Genomic DNA, 21,359 nt, shown 5'->3' with positions numbered 1-21,359 from the left:
AATCCCTGCTTTCTTTATTTTATTTCAACAACTGCAAAATCTTCATTCACTTCGGCAGCCGCCTGCAGCGCTTGTTCGAAATCTGCAATCAAATCATCGACATGCTCGAGACCAACAGAAAAACGCAGCAGGCCGTCGGTGATTCCTCGTTTATCCCGCTCCTCTTTCGGCATTGCCGCGTGGGACATTTGCGCCGGATAGGAGAGGATCGACTCCACTCCGCCAAGACTGACGGCAAATACCGGGATTCGGATATGGTCGACGAATGCTTTCGCCGTTTCTCGATTCGGCAGGCGGAAAGATAGTACTGCCCCGGCGTCCGATGATTGGGCCGCGTGGATGGCATGGCCCGGATGGTCGGCCAATCCCGGGTAATAGACGTGTTCGACTAACGGGTGTTCATTCAAATAATCGGCGATTTTCTTCGCGGAGGCGGACGATTGGGCCAACCGTGCGCCGAGCGTCTTGATGCCCTGGATGAGGGAGAATGAGTCTTGCGCTCCCAAAATGGCTCCGAATGAGTTTTGGATGAAGGCAAGTTGATTGCCTAGTTCTTCATCTTTTGTCACTGCTAATCCAGCGATGATATCGCTATGGCCGGACAAAAATTTCGTTGCGCTATGCAGTACAATATCTACACCGAGTTCAATCGGACGTTGGTAGAGCGGCGTCATGAACGTATTATCCAGGAACGTCAGGCAGCCGTTCGCTTTAGCCAGCTCAACGATAGCGGCGATATCCGTAATCCCAAGACGCGGGTTCGATGGCGTTTCCATGTAAATCACTTTCGTATTCGGGCGGATCGCTTGGGCTGTCGCTTCCAAATCCGCCAAGTCGACAAATGTGTGCTCAATGCCGAATTTCGTTAATACTTGCGTGATGAAACGGAACGTCCCGCCATAGACATCTTCCGTCACCACAATATGGTCCCCAGATTTCAGCAGCATGAAGGCGGACGAGATGGCTGCAATCCCGGATGCGAATGCCAGTCCTCTTGCGCCGCCTTCCAACTCGGCGATGGTCTTTTCCAGCGCATCCCTCGTCGGATTGCCCGAACGGCTATAATCATACGGGCCGAATGAATCGAAATTTTCCTGATGAAAAGTGGAGGATAGATAAATCGGTACATTCACGGCTCCCGTTTTCTGTTCAAAGTTGCCGCTCGTGGATGCGTGGATGAATTTCGTTTCCAATCGCTGGTTGCTCATTGTTGGGGTACCCCGCTTTCCAATTTCGCGAATACTTGCTTCAAGTCGTCAATCAAATCTTCCGCCTCTTCCACACCGACGGAAAAACGCAACAGCCGATCACAGACACCGCGCCGCATCCGTTCTTCTACTGGAATATCGGCATGGGTTTGCGTCGTTGGATAGGTGATGAAGCTTTCCACTCCACCCAAGCTTTCCGCAAATGTAATAAGTTGAAGATTTTCCAGGAATGTTCCGACCCATGCGCTCTCTTTTAAACGGAACGACAGCATGCCGCCTCGTCCGGCATAGAGGACGTCGGTCACTTTCGGTTCGCTCTTCAAATATTCGACAATCGCCTTCGCGTTGGCATCATGTTGTTTCATTCGTAAATGAAGCGTTTTGAGGCCACGGATAATGAGCCAGGAATCGGAAGGGGAGAGCACCGCCCCGATGGCATTATGGTTTTTGCCTAGACGTTCGCAGAGTTCTTCGCCTTTCGCCACGACGAGACCGGCGAGGACGTCGTTATGTCCCCCGATATATTTCGTCGCGCTATGGAGGACGATATCCGCTCCGTCTTCAATCGGACGCTGGAAATAAGGCGTCAAGAAGGTATTATCGACAATTAATAGCAGACCGTGCTGTTTAGCCAGTTTTGCATATGCTGCAAGATCGATTTCCTGCATAAGGGGGTTTGTCGGCGTCTCGATGAATAAAGCCCGAGTGTTTTCGGAAATGAGTTTCTCCACTGCCTCAATATTAGTAAAATCGGTATACGTAGTATGAATTGAATACACATCGGAATAGTAGTCTAAAAGACGATACGTACCTCCGTAAATGTCTTCCGGGACGATGAGTTCATCTCCCGAACGGAATAGGGAAAGGACAAGTTGGATTGCCGCCATCCCTGAACTACAGGCGAAACCCGAATCTCCGTTTTCCAGTTTCGCGATGCCGTCTTCCAAAATCGACCGAGTTGGATTTTTGGTCCGAGTGTAATCATAGCCAGTCGATTTTCCAATGCCGTCATGCTTATAAGCGGTGGATAAATAAATCGGCGGATTGATCGCCCCTGTTTTGGGATCGCTATGATTCCCCAGTTGCACTAACGTCGTTGCCAAACTTCTCTTAGTCATCGTGTTCATCCTTTTCTAAATGAAATCAATTACGCCTCGGCGTAATTGCGAATCGAACAGCGAAGTGTTCGATTTGCCTTAATTTCTGCGTTCTTTGCGGAAAGTAAGGCACCCTCAATGTGATGTCCTTTCAAAATCCGTGAATTCCGCCGGAGGCTTTGGGCCAACAGGATGTTGGTTACTCAGACGTTGCCGCAGGACACGGCGTTCCAAGTCTGAGTTCCCCTATTCAGCGGGAGAATACCCGCTGAATAAGATAAAAAAAGAGCGCCCTTTTCGAAGAAGAGGACCCTCAGTATGTATGAAGTCAATCTCCTTATCTTCAAGGCTGCTCGCCTATTGGAATTAGCACCATACCTGAAATAGGCTGGTTGCCGAGACATCGTAGGGCCAATCCCTCCGTCTCTCTGGATAAGAATACAAATATGAAGTTGTGTGAAAAGATTAATTTATCCAACTCTATCATGAGAATCTTTTTAATGCAAGAGCTATTTTCTAGGGAAGCAACCTTCTGTAGCGAATTGGTTCTCTGTGATAATATGTTCGTATTACATATGGGTAGGAGTGGTAGGAATGGTAGCTAAACATTTGCAGGATTGTACTACTTTGTCCAACGGCGTCCAAATGCCGTGGATGGGCTTGGGGGTTTACCAGTCAAAGGGGGAAGAAGTGGTAGACGCGGTGAAATGGGCATTGGATGCAGGATACCGCAGCATCGATACGGCCGCGATTTATCGCAATGAAGAAGAGGTCGGACGAGCGCTCAAAGAATCGAGTGTTCCGCGTGAGGAAATTTTCGTAACGACAAAAGTGTGGAACTCGGATCAAGGCTTCGAGGCTACGTTAGAGGCATTCGACGATAGTTTGAAACGGTTGGAACTTGAGTACGTCGATCTTTATTTGGTCCATTGGCCGGAAGCTGGAAAATACAAAGAGACGTGGAAAGCGTTGGAAAAGCTCTACAAAGACGGGCGCGCACGGGCAATTGGCGTCTGCAACTTCAACATCCATCATCTGGAGGACTTGATGGCAGACGCGGAAATCATGCCGATGGTCAACCAGGTCGAATACCATCCATGCTTGACACAAGTCGAACTTCTGGCATTTTGCAAGGAGAACGGAATTCAGATGGAAGCATGGTCCCCTCTCATGCGAGGACAGCTTCTGGAAAATCCGGTGTTGGTCGAAATCGCCGAGAAATACGGAAAAACGGTTCCACAAGTGATGCTGCGCTGGGACTTGCAAAACGGCGTCGTGACCATTCCGAAGTCAGTGAAGCAAAGCCGGATCATCGACAATGCGAACGTGTTCGATTTTGAACTCACTGCAGAAGAGGTGGAGGCCATCGGGACGTTGAATGAAAACAAACGCGTCGGTCCGGATCCGGATAACTTCGATTTTACAGGCGTTACCGTGAAACGATGAGGAATATGGAAAATGCCGTGGCAGCCGCCCGGCATTTTTTGATTAGCACGCAAGTTCCCGCGTACTCCGTGTCTTGCGCTTATAAGTTGTGCTTTCTCGCTCATAAGTCTGCGTATGCGCTTATAAGTAGTAGTTCTTCGCACATAACTCGTCGTTCGTGCTCATAAGTCGTACCCTTCGCTCATAACTTTGTCTCCACGCTTATAAGCCCTGCTTCCTCGTTCATAAGTCGTGCCCCTGAAATCATAATCCCCTCACCCGTGCTCATATCCTATCGCCCTACTTCCAGGCCTCGACGCAAACACTCAAATCCCATGAAAACACTGCATTCTCCCGTATCAGTTCCCATGGAAATTGGGAATCCTAAAGGTTAGAACCCGCCAGATTCCGGGTACATGTAGTATACTCGGTATACTAATACATATTTGGAAGTGGAAGAAGGAGATTGGAATGAGTTCAAATTACACAGACGATAGCTGGACATTGCATACGGATCTGTATCAGATCAACATGGCCGAGTCCTATTGGGCGGATGGCATCCATAATCGCAAAGCCGTATTTGAATTGTTTTTCAGGAAATTGCCATTTGGGAACGGCTATGCCGTTTTTGCAGGGTTGGAGCGCATCCTCGATTATTTGCGGGATTTGCATTTCACCGAGAGCGATCTAGCCTATCTCCGTGATGAATTAGGCTACCGGGAGGATTTTCTTTCGTATTTGAAGGATCTTCGATTTACGGGAGACATTTACTCCATGCAGGAAGGCGAAATCGTCTTTGCCAATGAACCGATCATCCGGGTGGAAGCACCACTGATCCAGGCGCAATTGATCGAGTCAGCGATCCTCAATATCGTCAATTACCAGACGTTGATCGCTACGAAAGCGAGCCGCATCAAACAGGTGGTGAAAGATGAAGTCGTCATGGAATTCGGAACACGGCGCGCCCACGAGATGGACGCCGCGATTTGGGGAGCCCGAGCGACCTACATCGGCGGTATCGAAGCGACGAGCAATGTCCTTGCAGGGAAACGATTTGAAATCCCAGTGGCAGGTACGCATGCTCATTCGATGGTCCAAGCATATAAGAGCGAGTATGAGGCCTTTCATTCCTACGCCAAGCGCCATAAAGACTGTGTATTCTTAGTTGATACATACAATACGCTGAAAATCGGCGTGCCGACCGCTATCCAAGTGGCGAAAGAACTCGGGGATCAGATCAATTTCCAAGGCATCCGGCTGGATAGCGGCGATATTGCGTATCTCTCGAAAGAGACGCGCAGAATGCTGGATGAGGCAGGGTTCCCGGATACAAAAATTATTGTCTCCAATGATTTGGATGAATACACCATTCTCAACTTGAAAGCGCAAGGCGCCCGGGTGGATGTGTGGGGAATCGGAACGAAGCTGATCACAGCCTACGACCAGCCTGCTTTAGGGGCTGTTTACAAGATTGTCTCCATCGAAAATGAGGCAGGCGAAATGGAAGATACCATTAAGATCTCTTCATCCACCGAAAAAGTGACGACCCCCGGACGGAAAAAATTGTACCGGATCATTGACCGGGAAAACGGCATGGCAGAAGGGGATTATATCGCGATGTATGATGAAGATCCGGCTTCCGAAAAGCGCATCAAGATGTTCCATCCAATCCATACGTTCATTTCCAAGTTCGTGACGAATTTTGAAGCGAAGGATTTGCATGTTAAGGTCGTCGACCAAGGGGAAATCGTCTATAAAAATCCGCCGCTCCGCGAGATGCGGGAATATGCCAAGGAAAACTTGACTCTTCTTTGGGATGAGTATAAACGGTCGTTAAACCCGGAGGAATACCCGGTCGATTTAAGTCAAAAGTGTTGGGACAATAAGATGCGCAACATACAAGAAGTGCAAGATATGGTAGAAGACTATATCCGAATTCAATAATTTTTTTGTACTGGCAGCGAAACGTCAGCTACAGAAGACTCCACTTCTAAAAAGAGTGAAATGAATTCGGATAAAGCCTCCGGCGGATGTCACAGATTTTGAAAGGACATCACATTGAGGGTGCCTTAATTTCTGCAAAGGACGCAGAAATACGGCAAATCGAACACTTCGCTGTTCGATTCGCAATTACGCCAAGGCGTAATTGATTAAAACAAATGAGGTGGATGAGCGTTGACTACATTGCAGGAGAAAATCATAGCTGAGTTGAAGATGAAGCCGGTGATCGATCCGAAAGAGGAGATACGCAAGTCGATCGATTTCATGAAAGCCTATTTGCGGAAAAATCCATTCCTTCATGGGTACGTCCTTGGAATTTCGGGAGGGCAAGATTCGACGCTTGTCGGAAAGCTGGCTCAAATGGCCGTCGATGAATTGAATGGCGAAAATGGCGATGATTATAAATTCATCGCGATCCGTCTACCGTACGGCATTCAATTCGATGAAGACGATGCGCAGGAAGTGTTGGATTATATCGGACCTTCTTTAACGTATACCATCAATATCAAAGAGGCGGTCGATGCGAGCGAGCGGGCGCTAGTGGCGGCAGGCATCACGTTATCGGATTATGCAAAAGGCAATGAGAAAGCCCGCGAGCGGATGAAGGTCCAATATTCGGTGGCGGCCATGCATAACTGCGTCGTGTTGGGAACCGACCATGCTGCCGAGGCGATCACCGGATTCTATACGAAGTTCGGGGACGGGGCGGCGGACCTTATGCCGATCTACCGGCTCAACAAGCGGCAAGGAAAACAGTTGCTGCATGAACTGAATTGCCCGGAGCACCTGTACACGAAAGTGCCGACTGCCGATCTGGAGGATGAAAAACCTGCCATTCCGGATGAAGTCGCGTTGGGTGTCACCTACGACGACATCGATGATTACTTGGAAGGGAAGCAGATTGCAGAAGCGGCGCGGAAGACGATTGAAAACCACTTCCTTCGTTCGCAGCATAAGCGGCATATGCCAATTACTATTTTCGATGACTTTTGGAAATGAAGGACAGGGCCTCCCTGTCCTTTTTTACGCTTGAAGCGTCCAGCTTCATTCATTGTAGAAGATACGTTCTTCCTGTATGATGTTAGTAAGTTAAGCCTACAGACGAAACGATTGAATGTGAATAGCCGTCAGATTTGCTTTAGCAATGGGGGAAACGAGAATGACAAATGAAGAAATGATCGGAAAAGTATTGGATAATATAGAGAAAGTCATGATCGGCAAGCGGGAAATCGCCGAGCTTAGTTTGACCGCCCTGCTTTCGGGCGGGCATGTCTTATTGGAGGATGTGCCGGGCGTCGGGAAAACGATGCTAGTGAAAGCGCTCGCAAAATCGATTGGCGCCGACTTCAAAAGGATTCAGTTTACGCCGGACCTGTTGCCGTCCGACGTTCTTGGAGTGTCCATCTACAATCCTAAAGAAATGCAGTTTGAATTCCGGCCGGGTCCAATCTTAGGCAATATCATTTTAGCCGATGAGATCAATCGAACCTCCCCGAAGACGCAATCCGCTCTCCTTGAAAGCATGGAGGAATCCTCTTTGACAGTGGATGGGGAAACGATCCGTATTCCTCAACCGTTCTTCGTCATGGCCACCCAGAACCCGATCGAGTACGAAGGGACGTACCCGTTGCCCGAAGCGCAGTTGGACCGCTTTTTATTCAAGCTGAAAATGGGGTATCCATCGAAGACGGAAGAGGTGGAGGTCCTTCGGCGGGCCGTAGAGGAAGTGGCCGTCGAGAAATTGGACTCGGTCATTACGCTGACTAACTTGCGAGAATTGCAGCAGGCCGCGAAGGCAGTGACGGTCGATGACACAGTCAAGTCTTATATTGTCGACTGCGCAACTGCGACTCGGGAAGACCCCGATATCTATTTGGGTGTCAGTCCGAGAGGATCGCTTGCTCTCATGAAAGGCTGCCAGGCATTTGCATTAGGGAAGGGTAGGACCTATGTTACTCCGGATGATGTACAGTATTTGGCTCCATTCGTGTTTGGTCATCGGATTATCTTGAAGCCCGAAGCCCGGTTCCAAGGAGTTTCTACTGCAATGATCCTTGACCGGGTTTTGGCCGATGTTCGTGTGCCAGTTGACCGGTCCAGGTTTTTGAGATGAAGGCCCGTCACCAGATTGTTCTGATCGGGCGGTTGCTTTTCGTGATATCCCTTCTCGCTGCCTCTTTTATATTTGCCATGTTCCAAGGCGGCATCGTCAGCTGGACCATCTTTTATATCCTAGTGCCGTTTGTCAGTTACTCGGTTCTGCTTTTTCTATATCCGATTTCTGCCATCAAAGCGGAACGAGAAGTGATGACGCCTCGTGTGTACCGAGGAGGCAGTTTGACAGTGGTTGTCCGATTGAAACGTAAATTTCGCTTTCCGTTGCTCTATGTTGTTGCAGCAGAAGTCGGAGAGGGTTCAAGACTTCCCGCATGGGCAGGCAGTCAAATGAAGCAGATCTTTTTGTTTGGCATGTCGAAAGAAGTGGAGTGGACGTATACGATCGATCGGATGCCAAGGGGGGAACATCAACTTCGTGGAATTAAGATCGAACTGTCTGACTTTTTTGGCTGGATAAAAAAAGCAGCGCTGCTCGACTTGCCGGAAACGGTTCTCGTCTATCCGAAAATGACGGATTTCCACTACGAACCGAAAGACAGTCCTTCGGAAACGGGTTCCCAAGTCATTTCCCGGAATGTCCCGAAAGATATGGCGTTGGTGACAGGGGTGCGTGATTATCAAGCGGGTGACCGGATGGCCTGGATTCACTGGAAGTCGTTTGCGAAAACACAACAATTGATGACGAAAGAGTTTGATGAAGGCAAGGCGAAGCAGATATTTGTCGCATTGGATGGCAGGCGATCTGATGTGTTTGAAGACCAAGTCGAACTCGCTGCTTCCTTGCTACGTGAGACATCAAGAAAACAAGCGGGTTTGACATTCGCCATTCTCGGATCCCAACCGCTTTTAATCCCTTCCATCCAATCGGAAGTCCAATTTCACCAAGCATTCGTCCAGTTGGCAAAGGTTAGACCGTCGGAAGAGGAAGGGCTGCCGATCGCCGAAATGGCGGCAGTCCCTCAAAGTGAAAATATTGTCATTATCACCGGCAATCCTGACGAAGTGCTGTTCCAGTCGTTGCTCTCGCACTTTCAACAGGCACGCTCAATCGTCTGTTTTGTCGTAGTGGATCAGGAAAGCGGCCTGACGGGGAAACGGGAAGCTGCCATCCGGATGGCCCGATCAAAAGGGGTCAATGTCTATACGCTATATCGAAAACCGTTTTCGGATACATTCAATGAGGTGGCCCGATGAGAACTGAAAGACAGATTGACAAATGGATGCTGATTTTACTTTATCTACTCGCTTTTGTCCTGCTTTGGGAATGGCTGCTGCCTGTGATGGAATTGACATCGTCGGGCAGTTTGGTCTTATTTCTACTATTTGTCGCATTGTTTTTCCTGATGGCTCTATTTAATATCAAATGGTGGCTTGCCATACCGGTGAAACTGCTTTATATCTTATGGGCCGTCCATTATATATTTTTTCATGAACTGTTTTTCTCTCAGCAAGCGCTTATCTTGTTGAGGGATGATTTTATCGCAAATATTGTGGTACTTCTGAAAGGGCAATGGGAGGGGATTTCAAATCCGTTCCGGACGATGTTGTTTTTTGCGCTATTATGGATGACAGCGTATTTAATACGGTATTGGATTGAAGTGAAGAAGAGCATTTTATTGTTCTATGTCATGACGGTTGTCTTTATTGCCTTCATTGACACGTTCAGCCCATATTCAGCAGAACAGTCGATCTTCCGGATTATGGTATCGGGCTGCTTGTTGCTTGGGTTGTTAACGATCTCCAGGCTTGCTCAAAAACATCGGAAGCCACTCCGTTTTCGAACATACCTCTTCATCTCTATTCCGCTATTGCTCTTTGTCTCAACAGGCGGGTTGTTAGCCCATTATTTGCCGAAAAGTGAACCGGTATGGCCGGATCCTGTACCATTTGTCAGAGCGGTCGTACAAGGTGTCGAGGAGTCAGGCAATCTCGCCGGAGTTACGAAGAGTGGCTATGATCCAGATGATTCCAAACTGGGTGGCTCCTTTGTCCAAGACGATACGTTGATTTTCGAGGCGAAAGTGGCGGATCGGCAATATTGGAAAATCGAGACGAAAAATACGTATACCTCCAAAGGTTGGGAGCAGGTCTCCCAGTCCAATGAACAAACGATTTATCACATGGGAGATGAACTCCATGCAATCAATGAAGACGAATCGTTGCGAACGGCTGAACTAATCTTATCTAATCCATTTCCGTTTGTTGTTTATCCGTATGGCCTGCATAAAGTGCATGCGGACGATAATTATCAGCTAATCAAGACGAATGCGACGGGTAAATATGCAACCGTAATCGCCAATTCGAATAATACCTCGTACTCTGCGGTCGAGCTCCCTTCTTACCTTCTGGAATTCGAGGAGCATAAGTATAGCCTGCAAAAACTTCGCGCAACAAAAATGGAGGATTTCTCCTATACGACGGAAAATCTGAATCCTTATTTACAATTGCCTGATCAATTGCCGTCCCGGGTGAGGGAACTTGCGATGGACATTGCGGGGGAATCGGAAAGCGTCTATGAAAAAGCGAAGGCGATCGAGAGGTATTTTGCGAGAAACGGCTTTGTTTATGCCCAACAGGACATCCCTGTTCCAAGAATGGGCCAGGATTATGTGGATCAGTTTTTATTCGAAACGAAGCGGGGGTATTGTGATAATTTCTCCACTTCCATGGTCGTCATGCTGCGATCGATCGGCATCCCGGCCCGTTGGGTGAAAGGGTTTGCCCCGGGCGAGGAGGCGAGGAACGCCGATGGGGAGAAGATCTACCGCGTCACCAACAACGAAGCCCATTCCTGGGTGGAAGCCTATATGCCGGGTGTCGGCTGGATGCCGTTCGAACCGACAATCGGTTTTACGAATACAGCCGATATCGAGTATGACCTTGATTTGAACGTCGGCAATGCGGACACGCAGGAAAAGCAAGAGCAGCGGCCTCAGGAAACGGAAACGCATGGACCGAAAACCACGACAAAGCAGGATGCCAGTTTCAGCTCTTTCATCGAAGCTTTGGATAAATGGTTCCAAACAAATACGATGAAGACGGTATTCTTCGGATTTGCTCTGCTATTGGTCGTTTCCATGGTGTATGTACGGCGGGCCAAATGGTTGCCTGCCCTGTTGACGCGGTGGCGGCGATCTGAGTCGGGCGATTGGGAGATGTTCCGGAAACAGTATGGAAGCTTGCTGAAACAATTGGATCGAATCGGCTTGAAGAGGCGGCACGGCACGACGTTGGCCGATTATGCCAAGGAAGTCGATCGTCATTTTGGCGGAACTTCCATGAGCTTATTAACCATTGCTTATGAAAAAGGCTTTTACGGTGGGGAGACAGCAGATCACGATTGGATGAATTTGCAGAAAATATGGGAAGATTTAATAAAAAAGACTGTGGGTTGATTTTTGATTTTATTAGAAGTAAGATAAAAAAAGAATAAGCCCGATATGCCTCATATATGTTCGATAATCGGTTCGAATGTTTCTACCAAGTCACCGTAAATGACTTGACTATGAAGGCGAAATTAACTCAGTCATGGGTTGTTTTCGCCTTTTTGTAGATAATGAGACGCGTGGAAAGAAAGCCTTTCTAACGTGTCTTTTTTTGATAATCGGGTATTCTATGGGCAATATCGAAATAAAAAGGAAGAGGTCGGTCGAATGTCAACAGCTCCTTTATTAGTAGAACAGGAAAAGATCGTAGTACTCGATTTGGGCAGCAACTATAACCAACTGATCACACGGACAATCCGTGATCTTGGCGTGTATAGTGAACTCCATGCACATACAGTGTCTGCAGAGGAAATCAAAGGAATGAATGCCGTTGGGATCATCTTATCCGGCGGACCAGCATCCGTTGAGACAGAAGCATTGACGATTGATCCGGAAATCTTTTCAGCTGGGATTCCTATTCTTGGTATCAATTACGGGATGCACTTGATTGCAAAACAATTAGGTGAGGACACCCCGTCAAAACCGCAAGATTCGATCATCGCAATTGGCGGCGATGCAAACAAGACCTACGGGATTGATTTTCAACCAGAAGCCGGCGGGTCTGTGAATGGCCTCGATTTTCTTCGCCAGTTCGCATTGACAATCTGCGAAGCGAAAGGCGACTGGACGATGGAAAGATTCATCGAAATTGAAGTGGAAAAAATCCGTACGACAGTTGGAGATAAAAAAGTCCTTTGTGCCCTTAGCGGTGGGGTCGACTCTTCAGTGGTTGCGGCGTTGATCCACCGGGCTATCGGTGATCAATTGACCTGCATGTTCGTGGATCATGGCCTTTTGCGTAAAGGGGAAGTAGAAAGTGTTGTCGATACATTCAGCAACAAATTTCATATGAATTTCATTAAAATCGACGCCAGAGAGCGATTCCTTACTAAGCTGAAAGGCATCACCGACCCTGAAACGAAACGTAAGACGATCGGTAACGAATTCATCTATGTATTCGATGATGAAGCGGCAAAACTGGATGGCATTGACTTCCTTGCACAAGGGACAATCTATGCGGATATTATCGAAAGTGGAACGGCGACAAAAGAAGTCATCAAATCCCATCATAATGTCGGCGGACTGCCGGAAGATATGGAATTTGAATTGATCGAACCGTTGAAGGCATTGTTCAAAGATGAAGTACGTGCAGTCGGTGCAGAACTCGGACTCCCTTCCGATATCGTACATCGCCAACCGTTCCCGGGACCGGGCCTTGGTGTTCGTGTGTTGGGAGAAGTTACCGAAGAGAAGCTTGACATCGTCCGCGAGGCCGACTGGATCCTCCGCGACGAAATCGCGAAAGCGGGTCTTGACCGTGAAATTTGGCAATACTTCGCTGTCCTGCCTGACATTCGCAGCGTCGGCGTTAGAAACGAAAAGCGTTCTTATGACTATGCTGTCGGAATTCGCGCAGTCCATTCCATAGATGGAATGACGGCGGATTGGGCAAGAATCCCTTGGGAGATCCTTGAAAAAATCAGCACAAGAATCACAGCGGAAGTGGAACATGTAAATCGCGTCGTTTATGATATCACTGCAAAACCACCTGGCACAATCGAGTGGGAATAATTAAATAATCGCATCGTATAATTTTGGGAATATGGCCCTTAAGTCTCTACCGGACACCTTAAATGATCCGACTACGATTTTTGAATTAAAAACGAGATCTTTTTAATTTAACTGTCATTAGGGAAGCATATGATTGCACATCGTATGTTTCCTTTTTTTGTTATCGGTTATTTACTATTTAAACTAAAAAAAGGGCGGTTATCATGAAGAAATATTTTGAGTTTGAAAAGCTAGGGACGAATTACCGGAGGGAAATCATAGGCGGATTAACGACATTCTTAGCAATGGCCTACGTTTTGGCAGTTAACCCTATTATGCTTTCACTAGATACAGTACCTGACCTGCCGGATGCCATGCGCATGGATAAGGGAGCGGTCTTCGTCGCAACCGCACTCGCCGCGGCTGTGGGTTCTCTATTCATGGGGGTAATCGCAAGATATCCGATTGGACTTGCTCCAGGTATGGGATTGAATGCCTTCTTCGCATTTTCAGTTGTTTTAGGCTATGGTATCCCTTGGCAGACTGCTTTGACAGGCGTTTTAGTTTCGGGATTGATTTTCATTGTCCTATCATTGACAGGCTTACGTGAGTTGATCATTAACGCCATACCGGCACAATTGAAATTAGCCGTTGGTGCGGGAATCGGATTATTCATCACTTTTCTGGGACTCCAGAATGCTGACATCATTGTTGCGGAGCCGAACACGCTGGTCACGCTCGGAGATTTAAGTGCCGGCCCTACACTGCTAGCGATTTTCGGTCTAGTAGTCACCATTATTATGATGGTTCGGAAAATCAAGGGTGCCATCTTCTACGGAATGATTATGACGACAATACTTGGAATGATTGTCAGTCTGATTGAGGTACCGACAAAAATCGTCGATAAAGTTCCAAGTGTCGCTCCAACATTCGGCGCTGCGTTTGATGCTTTTTTCCATGACCCAGCATCCTTGATGACGACGCAATTCTTAGTCATCGTCATCACCTTCCTTTTTGTCGACTTCTTTGATACTGCCGGAACTCTCGTAGCAGTAGCGACCCAAGCAGGGTTAATGAAGGACGACAGGCTGCCACGCGCAGGACGAGCTTTGCTAGCGGACTCGATGGCAACAGTGACAGGGGCTATTTTCGGAACATCAACGACGACCTCTTATGTTGAGTCGACTGCGGGAGTAGCCGCTGGGGCAAGAACAGGCTTCTCTTCTGTTGTTGTTGGTTTGCTGTTTCTTCTATCATTGTTCTTCTCACCATTGTTATTTGTCATTACGCCAGCGGTAACAGCGCCGGCGCTCATCATTGTAGGTGTACTAATGGTATCGGCATTAGGGAACATCGAATGGAATAAATTCGAAATAGCAGTCCCGGCATTTTTCGTCATCATTTCCATGCCGCTGACATATAGCATAGCAACCGGAATCGCAATCGGGTTTATCTTCTATCCGATTACTATGCTGGTGAGCGGAAGAAGAAAAGAAATCCACCCCATCATGTATGGACTATTCGTCATTTTTATCTTGTACTTTATCTTCATTAAATAAAAAATGGGGCTTCTTCTTATAGAGAGGGAGCCCTTTTACTATAATAGGAGCGGCGGCCTTTCAAAGAGGATGAAGAGATTTTTAAAAAAACTTGTCTATAAGTGTTGACTTCTTTTCGAGAACTTGTTATATTAGTTAAGCAGTCGGGACGAGATAACAAGAAACACTAACTTCCGACAAAAAATGAACCTTGAAAACTGAACAGCAAAACGTCAACAAATAAAGTTCGGAAGCCGACCCCGTCGGTGAAACGGACAAAACGAATCTTCGGATTCGAAATTGACATGAAATTGACATCTTAAATGATGCCAGCAAGAAATGAGCTATTCATTTTCTTCTATTATGGAGAGTTTGATCCTGGCTCAGGACGAACGCTGGCGGCGTGCCTAATACATGCAAGTCGAGCGGACAGATGGGAGCTTGCTCCCTGAAGTTAGCGGCGGACGGGTGAGTAACACGTGGGCAACCTGCCCTGCAGATGGGGATAACTCCGGGAAACCGGGGCTAATACCGAATAATCAGTTCCTCCGCATGGAGGAACTCTGAAAGACGGTTTCGGCTGTCACTGCAGGATGGGCCCGCGGCGCATTAGCTAGTTGGTGGGGTAACGGCCTACCAAGGCGACGATGCGTAGCCGACCTGAGAGGGTGATCGGCCACACTGGGACTGAGACACGGCCCAGACTCCTACGGGAGGCAGCAGTAGGGAATCTTCCACAATGGACGGAAGTCTGATGGAGCAACGCCGCGTGAGCGAAGAAGGTTTTCGGATCGTAAAGCTCTGTTGTAAGGGAAGAACACGTACGGGAGTCACTGCCCGTACCTTGACGGTACCTTATCAGAAAGCCACGGCTAACTACGTGCCAGCAGCCGCGGTAATACGTAGGTGGCAAGCGTTGTCCGGAATTATTGGGCGTAAAGCGCGCGCAGGCGGTCCTTTAAGTCTGATGTGAAAGCCCACGGCTCAACCGTGGAGGGTCATTGGAAACTGGAGGACTTGAGTACAGAAGAGGAAAGCGGAATTCCACGTGTAGCGGTGAAATGCGTAGAGATGTGGAGGAACACCAGTGGCGAAGGCGGCTTTCTGGTCTGTAACTGACGCTGAGGCGCGAAAGCGTGGGGAGCAAACAGGATTAGATACCCTGGTAGTCCACGCCGTAAACGATGAGTGCTAAGTGTTAGGGGGTTTCCGCCCCTTAGTGCTGCAGCTAACGCATTAAGCACTCCGCCTGGGGAGTACGGTCGCAAGACTGAAACTCAAAGGAATTGACGGGGACCCGCACAAGCGGTGGAGCATGTGGTTTAATTCGAAGCAACGCGAAGAACCTTACCAGGTCTTGACATCCCGCTGCCCGGCATGGAGACATGCCTTTCCCTTCGGGGACAGCGGTGACAGGTGGTGCATGGTTGTCGTCAGCTCGTGTCGTGAGATGTTGGGTTAAGTCCCGCAACGAGCGCAACCCTTGATCTTAGTTGCCAGCATTCAGTTGGGCACTCTAAGGTGACTGCCGGTGACAAACCGGAGGAAGGTGGGGATGACGTCAAATCATCATGCCCCTTATGACCTGGGCTACACACGTGCTACAATGGACGGTACAGAGGGCTGCGAACCCGCGAGGGGGAGCCAATCCCATAAAACCGTTCCCAGTTCGGATTGCAGGCTGCAACTCGCCTGCATGAAGCCGGAATCGCTAGTAATCGTGGATCAGCATGCCACGGTGAATACGTTCCCGGGTCTTGTACACACCGCCCGTCACACCACGAGAGTTTGTAACACCCGAAGTCGGTGGGGTAACCCTTACGGGAGCCAGCCGCCGAAGGTGGGACAGATGATTGGGGTGAAGTCGTAACAAGGTAGCCGTATCGGAAGGTGCGGCTGGATCACCTCCTTTCTAAGGATATTTACGGAATATGAACCTTGGGTTCATACGTTGACGTTTTGCGTTCAGTTTTGAAGGTTCATCTTTGAGATGGATTTTCAAATCGAAGGGTTTCGAGAAGCAAGCAGTACTAGGAAGCGAACGAGTGAACACCGGAGCGTGCTTAGGCACGTGAGGATGTGAACGAGTGAAGCTGACAACGTAATGCGCCGCTTATCGGAAGCCGACTTGTTCTTTGAAAACTGGATAAAACAACATTGAAAGCAACAAACACAAGTAATCAACCGAGTCGATCACTTTTTGTGATTGAACATGCAATTCTTTGTAACGATCCGGACGCCATATCGCTATGGCCGAACGATCGACCATTATGGTCAAGTTAGAAAGGGCGCACGGCGGATGCCTTGGCACTAGGAGCCTATGAAGGACGGCACTAACACCGATATGCTCCGGGGAGCTGTAAGTAAGCATTGATCCGGAGATTTCCGAATGGGGAAACCCACTGCCCGTAATGGGGCAGTACATGTACGTGAATACATAGCGTACATGAGGCAGACCCGGAGAACTGAAACATCTAAGTATCCGGAGGAAGAGAAAGAAAATTCGATTCCCTGAGTAGCGGCGAGCGAAACGGGAAGAGCCCAAACCAGGAAGCTTGCTTCCTGGGGTTGTAGGACACTCTATACGGAGTTACAAAGGGATGGGTTAGGCGAAGCGACCTGGAAAGGTCCGCCGCAGCGGGTAATAGCCCCGTAGCCGAAAGTCCATCCCCTCCAGAGTGGATCCTGAGTACGGCGGAACACGTGAAATTCCGTCGGAATCCGGGAGGACCATCTCCCAAGGCTAAATACTCCCTAGTGACCGATAGTGAACCAGTACCGTGAGGGAAAGGTGAAAAGCACCCCGGAAGGGGAGTGAAAGAGAACCTGAAACCGTGTGCCTACAAGTTGTCAGAGCCCGTTAAGGGGTGATGGCGTGCCTTTTGTAGAATGAACCGGCGAGTTACGATTCCATGCAAGGTTAAGCCGAGAAGGCGGAGCCGCAGCGAAAGCGAGTCTGAACAGGGCGAATGAGTATGGGGTCGTAGACCCGAAACCAGGTGATCTACCCATGTCCAGGGTGAAGGTAAGGTAACACTTACTGGAGGCCCGAACCCACGTACGTTGAAAAGTGCGGGGATGAGGTGTGGGTAGCGGTGAAATTCCAATCGAACCTGGAGATAGCTGGTTCTCTCCGAAATAGCTTTAGGGCTAGCCTCAAACAACGAATCTCGGAGGTAGAGCACTGTTTGGACTAGGGGCCCATCCCGGGTTACCGAATTCAGACAAACTCCGAATGCCGATGATTTAGGTTTGGGAGTCAGACTGCGGGTGATAAGATCCGTAGTCGAGAGGGAAACAGCCCAGACCACCAGTTAAGGTCCCCAAGTATCCGTTAAGTGGAAAAGGATGTGGCGTTGCCCAGACAACCAGGATGTTGGCTTAGAAGCAGCCACCATTTAAAGAGTGCGTAATAGCTCACTGGTCGAGTGGCGCTGCGCCGAAAATGTACCGGGGCTAAACGGATCACCGAAACTGTGGATTGACACCATTGGTGTCAGTGGTAGGAGAGCGTTCCAAGGGCGTCGAAGCCAGACCGGAAGGACTGGTGGAGCGCTTGGAAGTGAGAATGCCGGTATGAGTAGCGAAAGAAGGGTGAGAATCCCTTCCACCGAATGCCTAAGGTTTCCTGAGGAAGGCTCGTCCGCTCAGGGTCAGTCGGGACCTAAGTCGAGGCCGAAAGGCGTAGACGATGGACAACAGGTTGATATTCCTGTACCACCTCCCCGCCGCTATCAGCAATGGGGGGACGCAGTAGGATAGGGTGAGCGCGCTGTTGGTCATGCGCGTCGAAGCAGTGAGGTGTGGAACGAGGCAAATCCCGTTCCTCTAACATTGAGCTGTGACCGCGAGGGGAATTATTCCCCGGAGTCCCTGATTTCACACTGCCAAGAAAAGCCTCTAGCGAGGCGGGAGGTGCCCGTACCGCAAACCGACACAGGTAGGCGAGGAGAGAATCCTAAGGTGATCGAGAGAACTCTCGTTAAGGAACTCGGCAAAATGACCCCGTAACTTCGGGAGAAGGGGTGCTCTGGTAGGGTGAATAGCCCGAGAGAGCCGCAGTGAATAGGCCCAGGCGACTGTTTAGCAAAAACACAGGTCTCTGCAAAACCGTAAGGTGACGTATAGGGGCTGACGCCTGCCCGGTGCTGGAAGGTTAAGAGGAGAGGTCAGCGCAAGCGAAGCTTCGAATTGAAGCCCCAGTAAACGGCGGCCGTAACTATAACGGTCCTAAGGTAGCGAAATTCCTTGTCGGGTAAGTTCCGACCCGCACGAAAGGCGTAACGATCTGGGCACTGTCTCAACGAGAGACTCGGTGAAATTATAATATGCGTGAAGATGCGCATTACCCGCGACAGGACGGAAAGACCCCGTGGAGCTTTACTGTAACCTGATATTGAATTCCGGTGCAGCCTGTACAGGATAGGTAGGAGCCTTGGAAGCCGGAGCGCCAGCTTCGGTGGAGGCATTGGTGGGATACTACCCTGGCTGTATTGGACTTCTAACCCATGCCCGTGATCCGGGCAGGAGACAGTGTCAGGCGGGCAGTTTGACTGGGGCGGTCGCCTCCTAAAGTGTAACGGAGGCGCCCAAAGGTTCCCTCAGAATGGTTGGACATCATTCGCAGAGTGCAAAGGCATAAGGGAGCTTGACTGCGAGACCTACAAGTCGAGCAGGGTCGAAAGACGGGCTTAGTGATCCGGTGGTTCCGCATGGAAGGGCCATCGCTCAACGGATAAAAGCTACCCCGGGGATAACAGGCTTATCTCCCCCAAGAGTCCACATCGACGGGGAGGTTTGGCACCTCGATGTCGGCTCATCGCATCCTGGGGCTGTAGTCGGTCCCAAGGGTTGGGCTGTTCGCCCATTAAAGCGGTACGCGAGCTGGGTTCAGAACGTCGTGAGACAGTTCGGTCCCTATCCGTCGCGGGCGCAGGAAATTTGAGAGGAGCTGTCCTTAGTACGAGAGGACCGGGATGGACACACCGCTGGTGTACCAGTTGTCTTGCCAAAGGCATCGCTGGGTAGCTATGTGTGGACGGGATAAATGCTGAAAGCATCTAAGCATGAAGCCCCCCTCGAGATGAGATTTCCCTTTACATTCGTAAGTAAGATCCCTCAAAGAAGATGAGGTGGATAGGTCCGGGGTGGAAGTGCGGCGACGCATGGAGCTGACGGATACTAATCGATCGAGGACTTGACCTCAATACAAAGGTTGCATGCTTGTGGCAGACAATGTTGGTTTTATCCGGTTTTGAGCGAACAAGCTCAAGAGTCTGGTGACGATGGCGAAGAGGTCACACCCGTTCCCATACCGAACACGGAAGTTAAGCTCTTCAGCGCCGATGGTAGTCGGGGGCTTCCCCCTGTGAGAGTAGGACGTCGCCGGGCGGACAGGTCATTCCCAATGGGGAATGGCTTTTTTTTTATTGCCTTTTTTCAGGTAGGTGAGAAGTAAGGTGCGGTGTAATGTATCCGATCCGGTGAGAAGTTATCAGCGGTTGTTCAGAGGTATCAGCATTCTGCAAAAGGTATCAGCGGTTGTCTAAAGATATCGGTATTCTTACGGAAGTTATCAGCATTTGTCTGAGAAGGGATCTATGGATTGATTGCAATGATATAGAGACACCCACCCTGAATTATGAGCAGGTCGCAACACTTTCACTCGCTTACATCACACTTCATGATCTATCTAAGACGTCGAGCAAGGATTTTCTCATCCAAGGGCCGGAACTAATTCCAATTCCAAAGCCGTTTCGTTTTTTTATTGGCTTCAAGGGTATATACTCAATATTCATATGTTTTTCACCCTCTCCCAACAATTGCTTGGAAGAAAGTCTCTTGAATTCGGCAAGGATTCCCTATAGGATGGGAACTACCTATGAAGGAGGTGGCCCTAATGCTAACGGTGCTGATCATTTTTGTAATTAACATTGTGTATGTAACCTTTTCCACTGTCCGAATGATCTTAACCTTAAAAGGGTATCGCTATATTGCGGCATTGGTTAGTGTGTTCGAGGTCGTCATTTATGTCATCGGTCTCGGTCTGGTCTTGGATAATCTCACGAAAATTGAAAACTTGGTAGCGTATGCGCTCGGATTTGGGTGCGGTATTATCATAGGCTCCAAAATCGAAGAAAAGATGGCACTTGGCTATATTACAGTGAATGTGATTACGGCGGATGCCGGTTCAGAATTACCGAGCCGCCTTCGAAAAGAAGGATATGGTGTAACCGATTGGCTGGCACATGGCTTGGATGGCAATCGAGCGGCTATGCAAATTTTAACACCTCGAAAATTTGAATTAAAACTTTATCAGACCATTAAAGAGATCGACCCCAAAGCGTTTATTGTCGCGTATGAGACGAAAACGATTCATGGCGGTTTCTGGGTGAAATCGATTCGGAAAGGGAAATTGTTCAGATGACAAAGAAGAAAACGGTGTGGTTTGAAGTGGAAGAACATGAAACTATCGAGGAATGCTTGGGACGCATGGCCTCCGAGGGATATATTGTTGCGGGACGGAAGGAGGAACCGATTTTCACCGAAGTGGATGGCGAGTACCTTCCTGTCCGGCAACGCATTCAATTTAAAGGATTATTAGATGAATAACTATAAAAAGACGAACGATACAAAAATGACTTAAAACATCGTTCGTCTTTTGCATTGACGGATGAGCTTTGTCTTGTTAAAATATGTAGAGTAATAAGAAATCCCTCATATATGCAAAGGAATTGGCCTTTGTGTTTCTACCAGGACACCGTAATGTCCGGACTATGCGGGAAGAGCACTTCATCCAGGATTGAAGACGGCAAGTGGGAAGGGGCACCCGAACAGGTCCTCCATCCACTTGACGTATTTCTTCGATATCCCCGGACTTAGCTCTTCATGCATATGAGGAAGCTAATCTCCGGGGATATTTTTTGATTTATAGTA

12 protein-coding genes, 3 rRNA genes and 4 riboswitches are annotated in these 21,359 nt (G+C 48.8%); of the genes, 13 read left to right on the top strand and 2 right to left on the bottom strand.

Translation table 11 applies throughout. The annotated features are described in order from the left end of the window. Positions 1–14: 14 nt before the first annotated feature. Both metC and MKY41_RS14715 read right to left on the bottom strand, forming a co-directional pair. The gene (metC, locus tag MKY41_RS14720; RefSeq protein WP_340745836.1) at positions 15–1,208 is read right to left on the bottom strand and encodes a cystathionine beta-lyase; all 1,194 of its coding nucleotides are present in this window, start codon (positions 1,206–1,208) and stop codon (positions 15–17) included. Next, positions 1,205–2,326 carry a methionine biosynthesis PLP-dependent protein gene (locus MKY41_RS14715; protein WP_340745835.1) on the bottom strand — a complete coding sequence of 374 codons (1,122 nt, stop codon included), beginning with the start codon at positions 2,324–2,326 and terminating at the stop codon, positions 1,205–1,207. The genes metC and MKY41_RS14715 overlap by 4 nt, the downstream gene beginning before the upstream one ends. A gap of 313 nt (positions 2,327–2,639) precedes the next feature. Beyond that, positions 2,640–2,744: riboswitch (SAM riboswitch) on the bottom strand. 155 nt (positions 2,745–2,899) lie between these two features. Here MKY41_RS14715 and MKY41_RS14710 point away from each other — a divergent pair. The 13 genes from MKY41_RS14710 to MKY41_RS14650 all read left to right on the top strand — a co-directional run bounded on the left by MKY41_RS14710 (position 2,900) and on the right by MKY41_RS14650 (position 21,035). After that, positions 2,900–3,751: an aldo/keto reductase gene (locus tag MKY41_RS14710; RefSeq protein ID WP_340745834.1), complete on the top strand. Its 852-nt coding sequence runs from the start codon at positions 2,900–2,902 to the stop codon at positions 3,749–3,751. A 450-nt stretch (positions 3,752–4,201) separates the two neighbouring features. Continuing rightward, positions 4,202–5,674 carry a nicotinate phosphoribosyltransferase gene (locus MKY41_RS14705; protein ID WP_340745833.1) on the top strand — a complete coding sequence of 491 codons (1,473 nt, stop codon included), beginning with the start codon at positions 4,202–4,204 and terminating at the stop codon, positions 5,672–5,674. A gap of 231 nt (positions 5,675–5,905) precedes the next feature. Beyond that, entirely contained in the window at positions 5,906–6,730 is an 825-nt protein-coding gene (nadE, locus tag MKY41_RS14700; RefSeq protein WP_340745832.1) for an ammonia-dependent NAD(+) synthetase, read from the top strand. A 160-nt stretch (positions 6,731–6,890) separates the two neighbouring features. Beyond that, positions 6,891–7,844, top strand: a complete 954-nt coding sequence (locus MKY41_RS14695; protein WP_340745831.1) for an AAA family ATPase — start codon at positions 6,891–6,893, stop codon at positions 7,842–7,844. Next, positions 7,841–9,043, top strand: coding sequence for a DUF58 domain-containing protein (locus MKY41_RS14690; protein WP_340745830.1), 1,203 nt, complete (start codon positions 7,841–7,843; stop codon positions 9,041–9,043). The genes MKY41_RS14695 and MKY41_RS14690 overlap by 4 nt, the downstream gene beginning before the upstream one ends. After that, on the top strand, positions 9,040–11,244 hold the full coding sequence (locus MKY41_RS14685) for a transglutaminase-like domain-containing protein (protein ID WP_340745829.1): 2,205 nt from the start codon (positions 9,040–9,042) through the stop codon (positions 11,242–11,244). Before MKY41_RS14690 ends, MKY41_RS14685 begins: the two co-directional genes overlap by 4 nt. 30 nt (positions 11,245–11,274) lie before the next feature. Next, positions 11,275–11,376, top strand: a riboswitch (purine riboswitch). Between the two features lie 126 nt (positions 11,377–11,502). Beyond that, positions 11,503–12,906 (top strand): glutamine-hydrolyzing GMP synthase, encoded by a 1,404-nt coding sequence (gene guaA / locus MKY41_RS14680; protein WP_340745828.1) that lies wholly within the window; start codon positions 11,503–11,505, stop codon positions 12,904–12,906. After that, positions 12,900–13,000: riboswitch (purine riboswitch) on the top strand. (Overlaps the previous gene by 7 nt.) A 109-nt stretch (positions 13,001–13,109) precedes the next feature. Beyond that, the gene (locus tag MKY41_RS14675; protein WP_340745827.1) at positions 13,110–14,444 is read left to right on the top strand and encodes an NCS2 family permease; all 1,335 of its coding nucleotides are present in this window, start codon (positions 13,110–13,112) and stop codon (positions 14,442–14,444) included. A 339-nt stretch (positions 14,445–14,783) separates the two neighbouring features. Then, positions 14,784–16,335: ribosomal RNA gene (locus tag MKY41_RS14670) — 16S ribosomal RNA — on the top strand. A 360-nt stretch (positions 16,336–16,695) separates the two neighbouring features. Next, a 23S ribosomal RNA gene (locus MKY41_RS14665) occupies positions 16,696–19,628 on the top strand. 70 nt (positions 19,629–19,698) lie between these two features. Beyond that, positions 19,699–19,814, top strand: a 5S ribosomal RNA gene (rrf, locus tag MKY41_RS14660). Together the 16S, 23S and 5S rRNA genes form the textbook arrangement of a ribosomal RNA operon. A 508-nt stretch (positions 19,815–20,322) precedes the next feature. Further along, complete coding sequence (locus MKY41_RS14655) at positions 20,323–20,850, top strand: DUF2179 domain-containing protein (RefSeq protein ID WP_445683338.1); 528 nt, start codon at positions 20,323–20,325, stop codon at positions 20,848–20,850. Further along, positions 20,847–21,035, top strand: a complete 189-nt coding sequence (locus MKY41_RS14650; RefSeq protein ID WP_340745825.1) for an NETI motif-containing protein — start codon at positions 20,847–20,849, stop codon at positions 21,033–21,035. The genes MKY41_RS14655 and MKY41_RS14650 overlap by 4 nt, the downstream gene beginning before the upstream one ends. An 85-nt stretch (positions 21,036–21,120) precedes the next feature. Continuing rightward, positions 21,121–21,220, top strand: a riboswitch (purine riboswitch). Positions 21,221–21,359: the final 139 nt, after the last annotated feature.

The sequence above is a fragment of the Sporosarcina sp. FSL W7-1349 genome, from assembly GCF_038003045.1.
Lineage (GTDB): Bacteria > Bacillota > Bacilli > Bacillales_A > Planococcaceae > Sporosarcina.
This window is presented reverse-complemented; position numbering and strand designations above follow the sequence as displayed.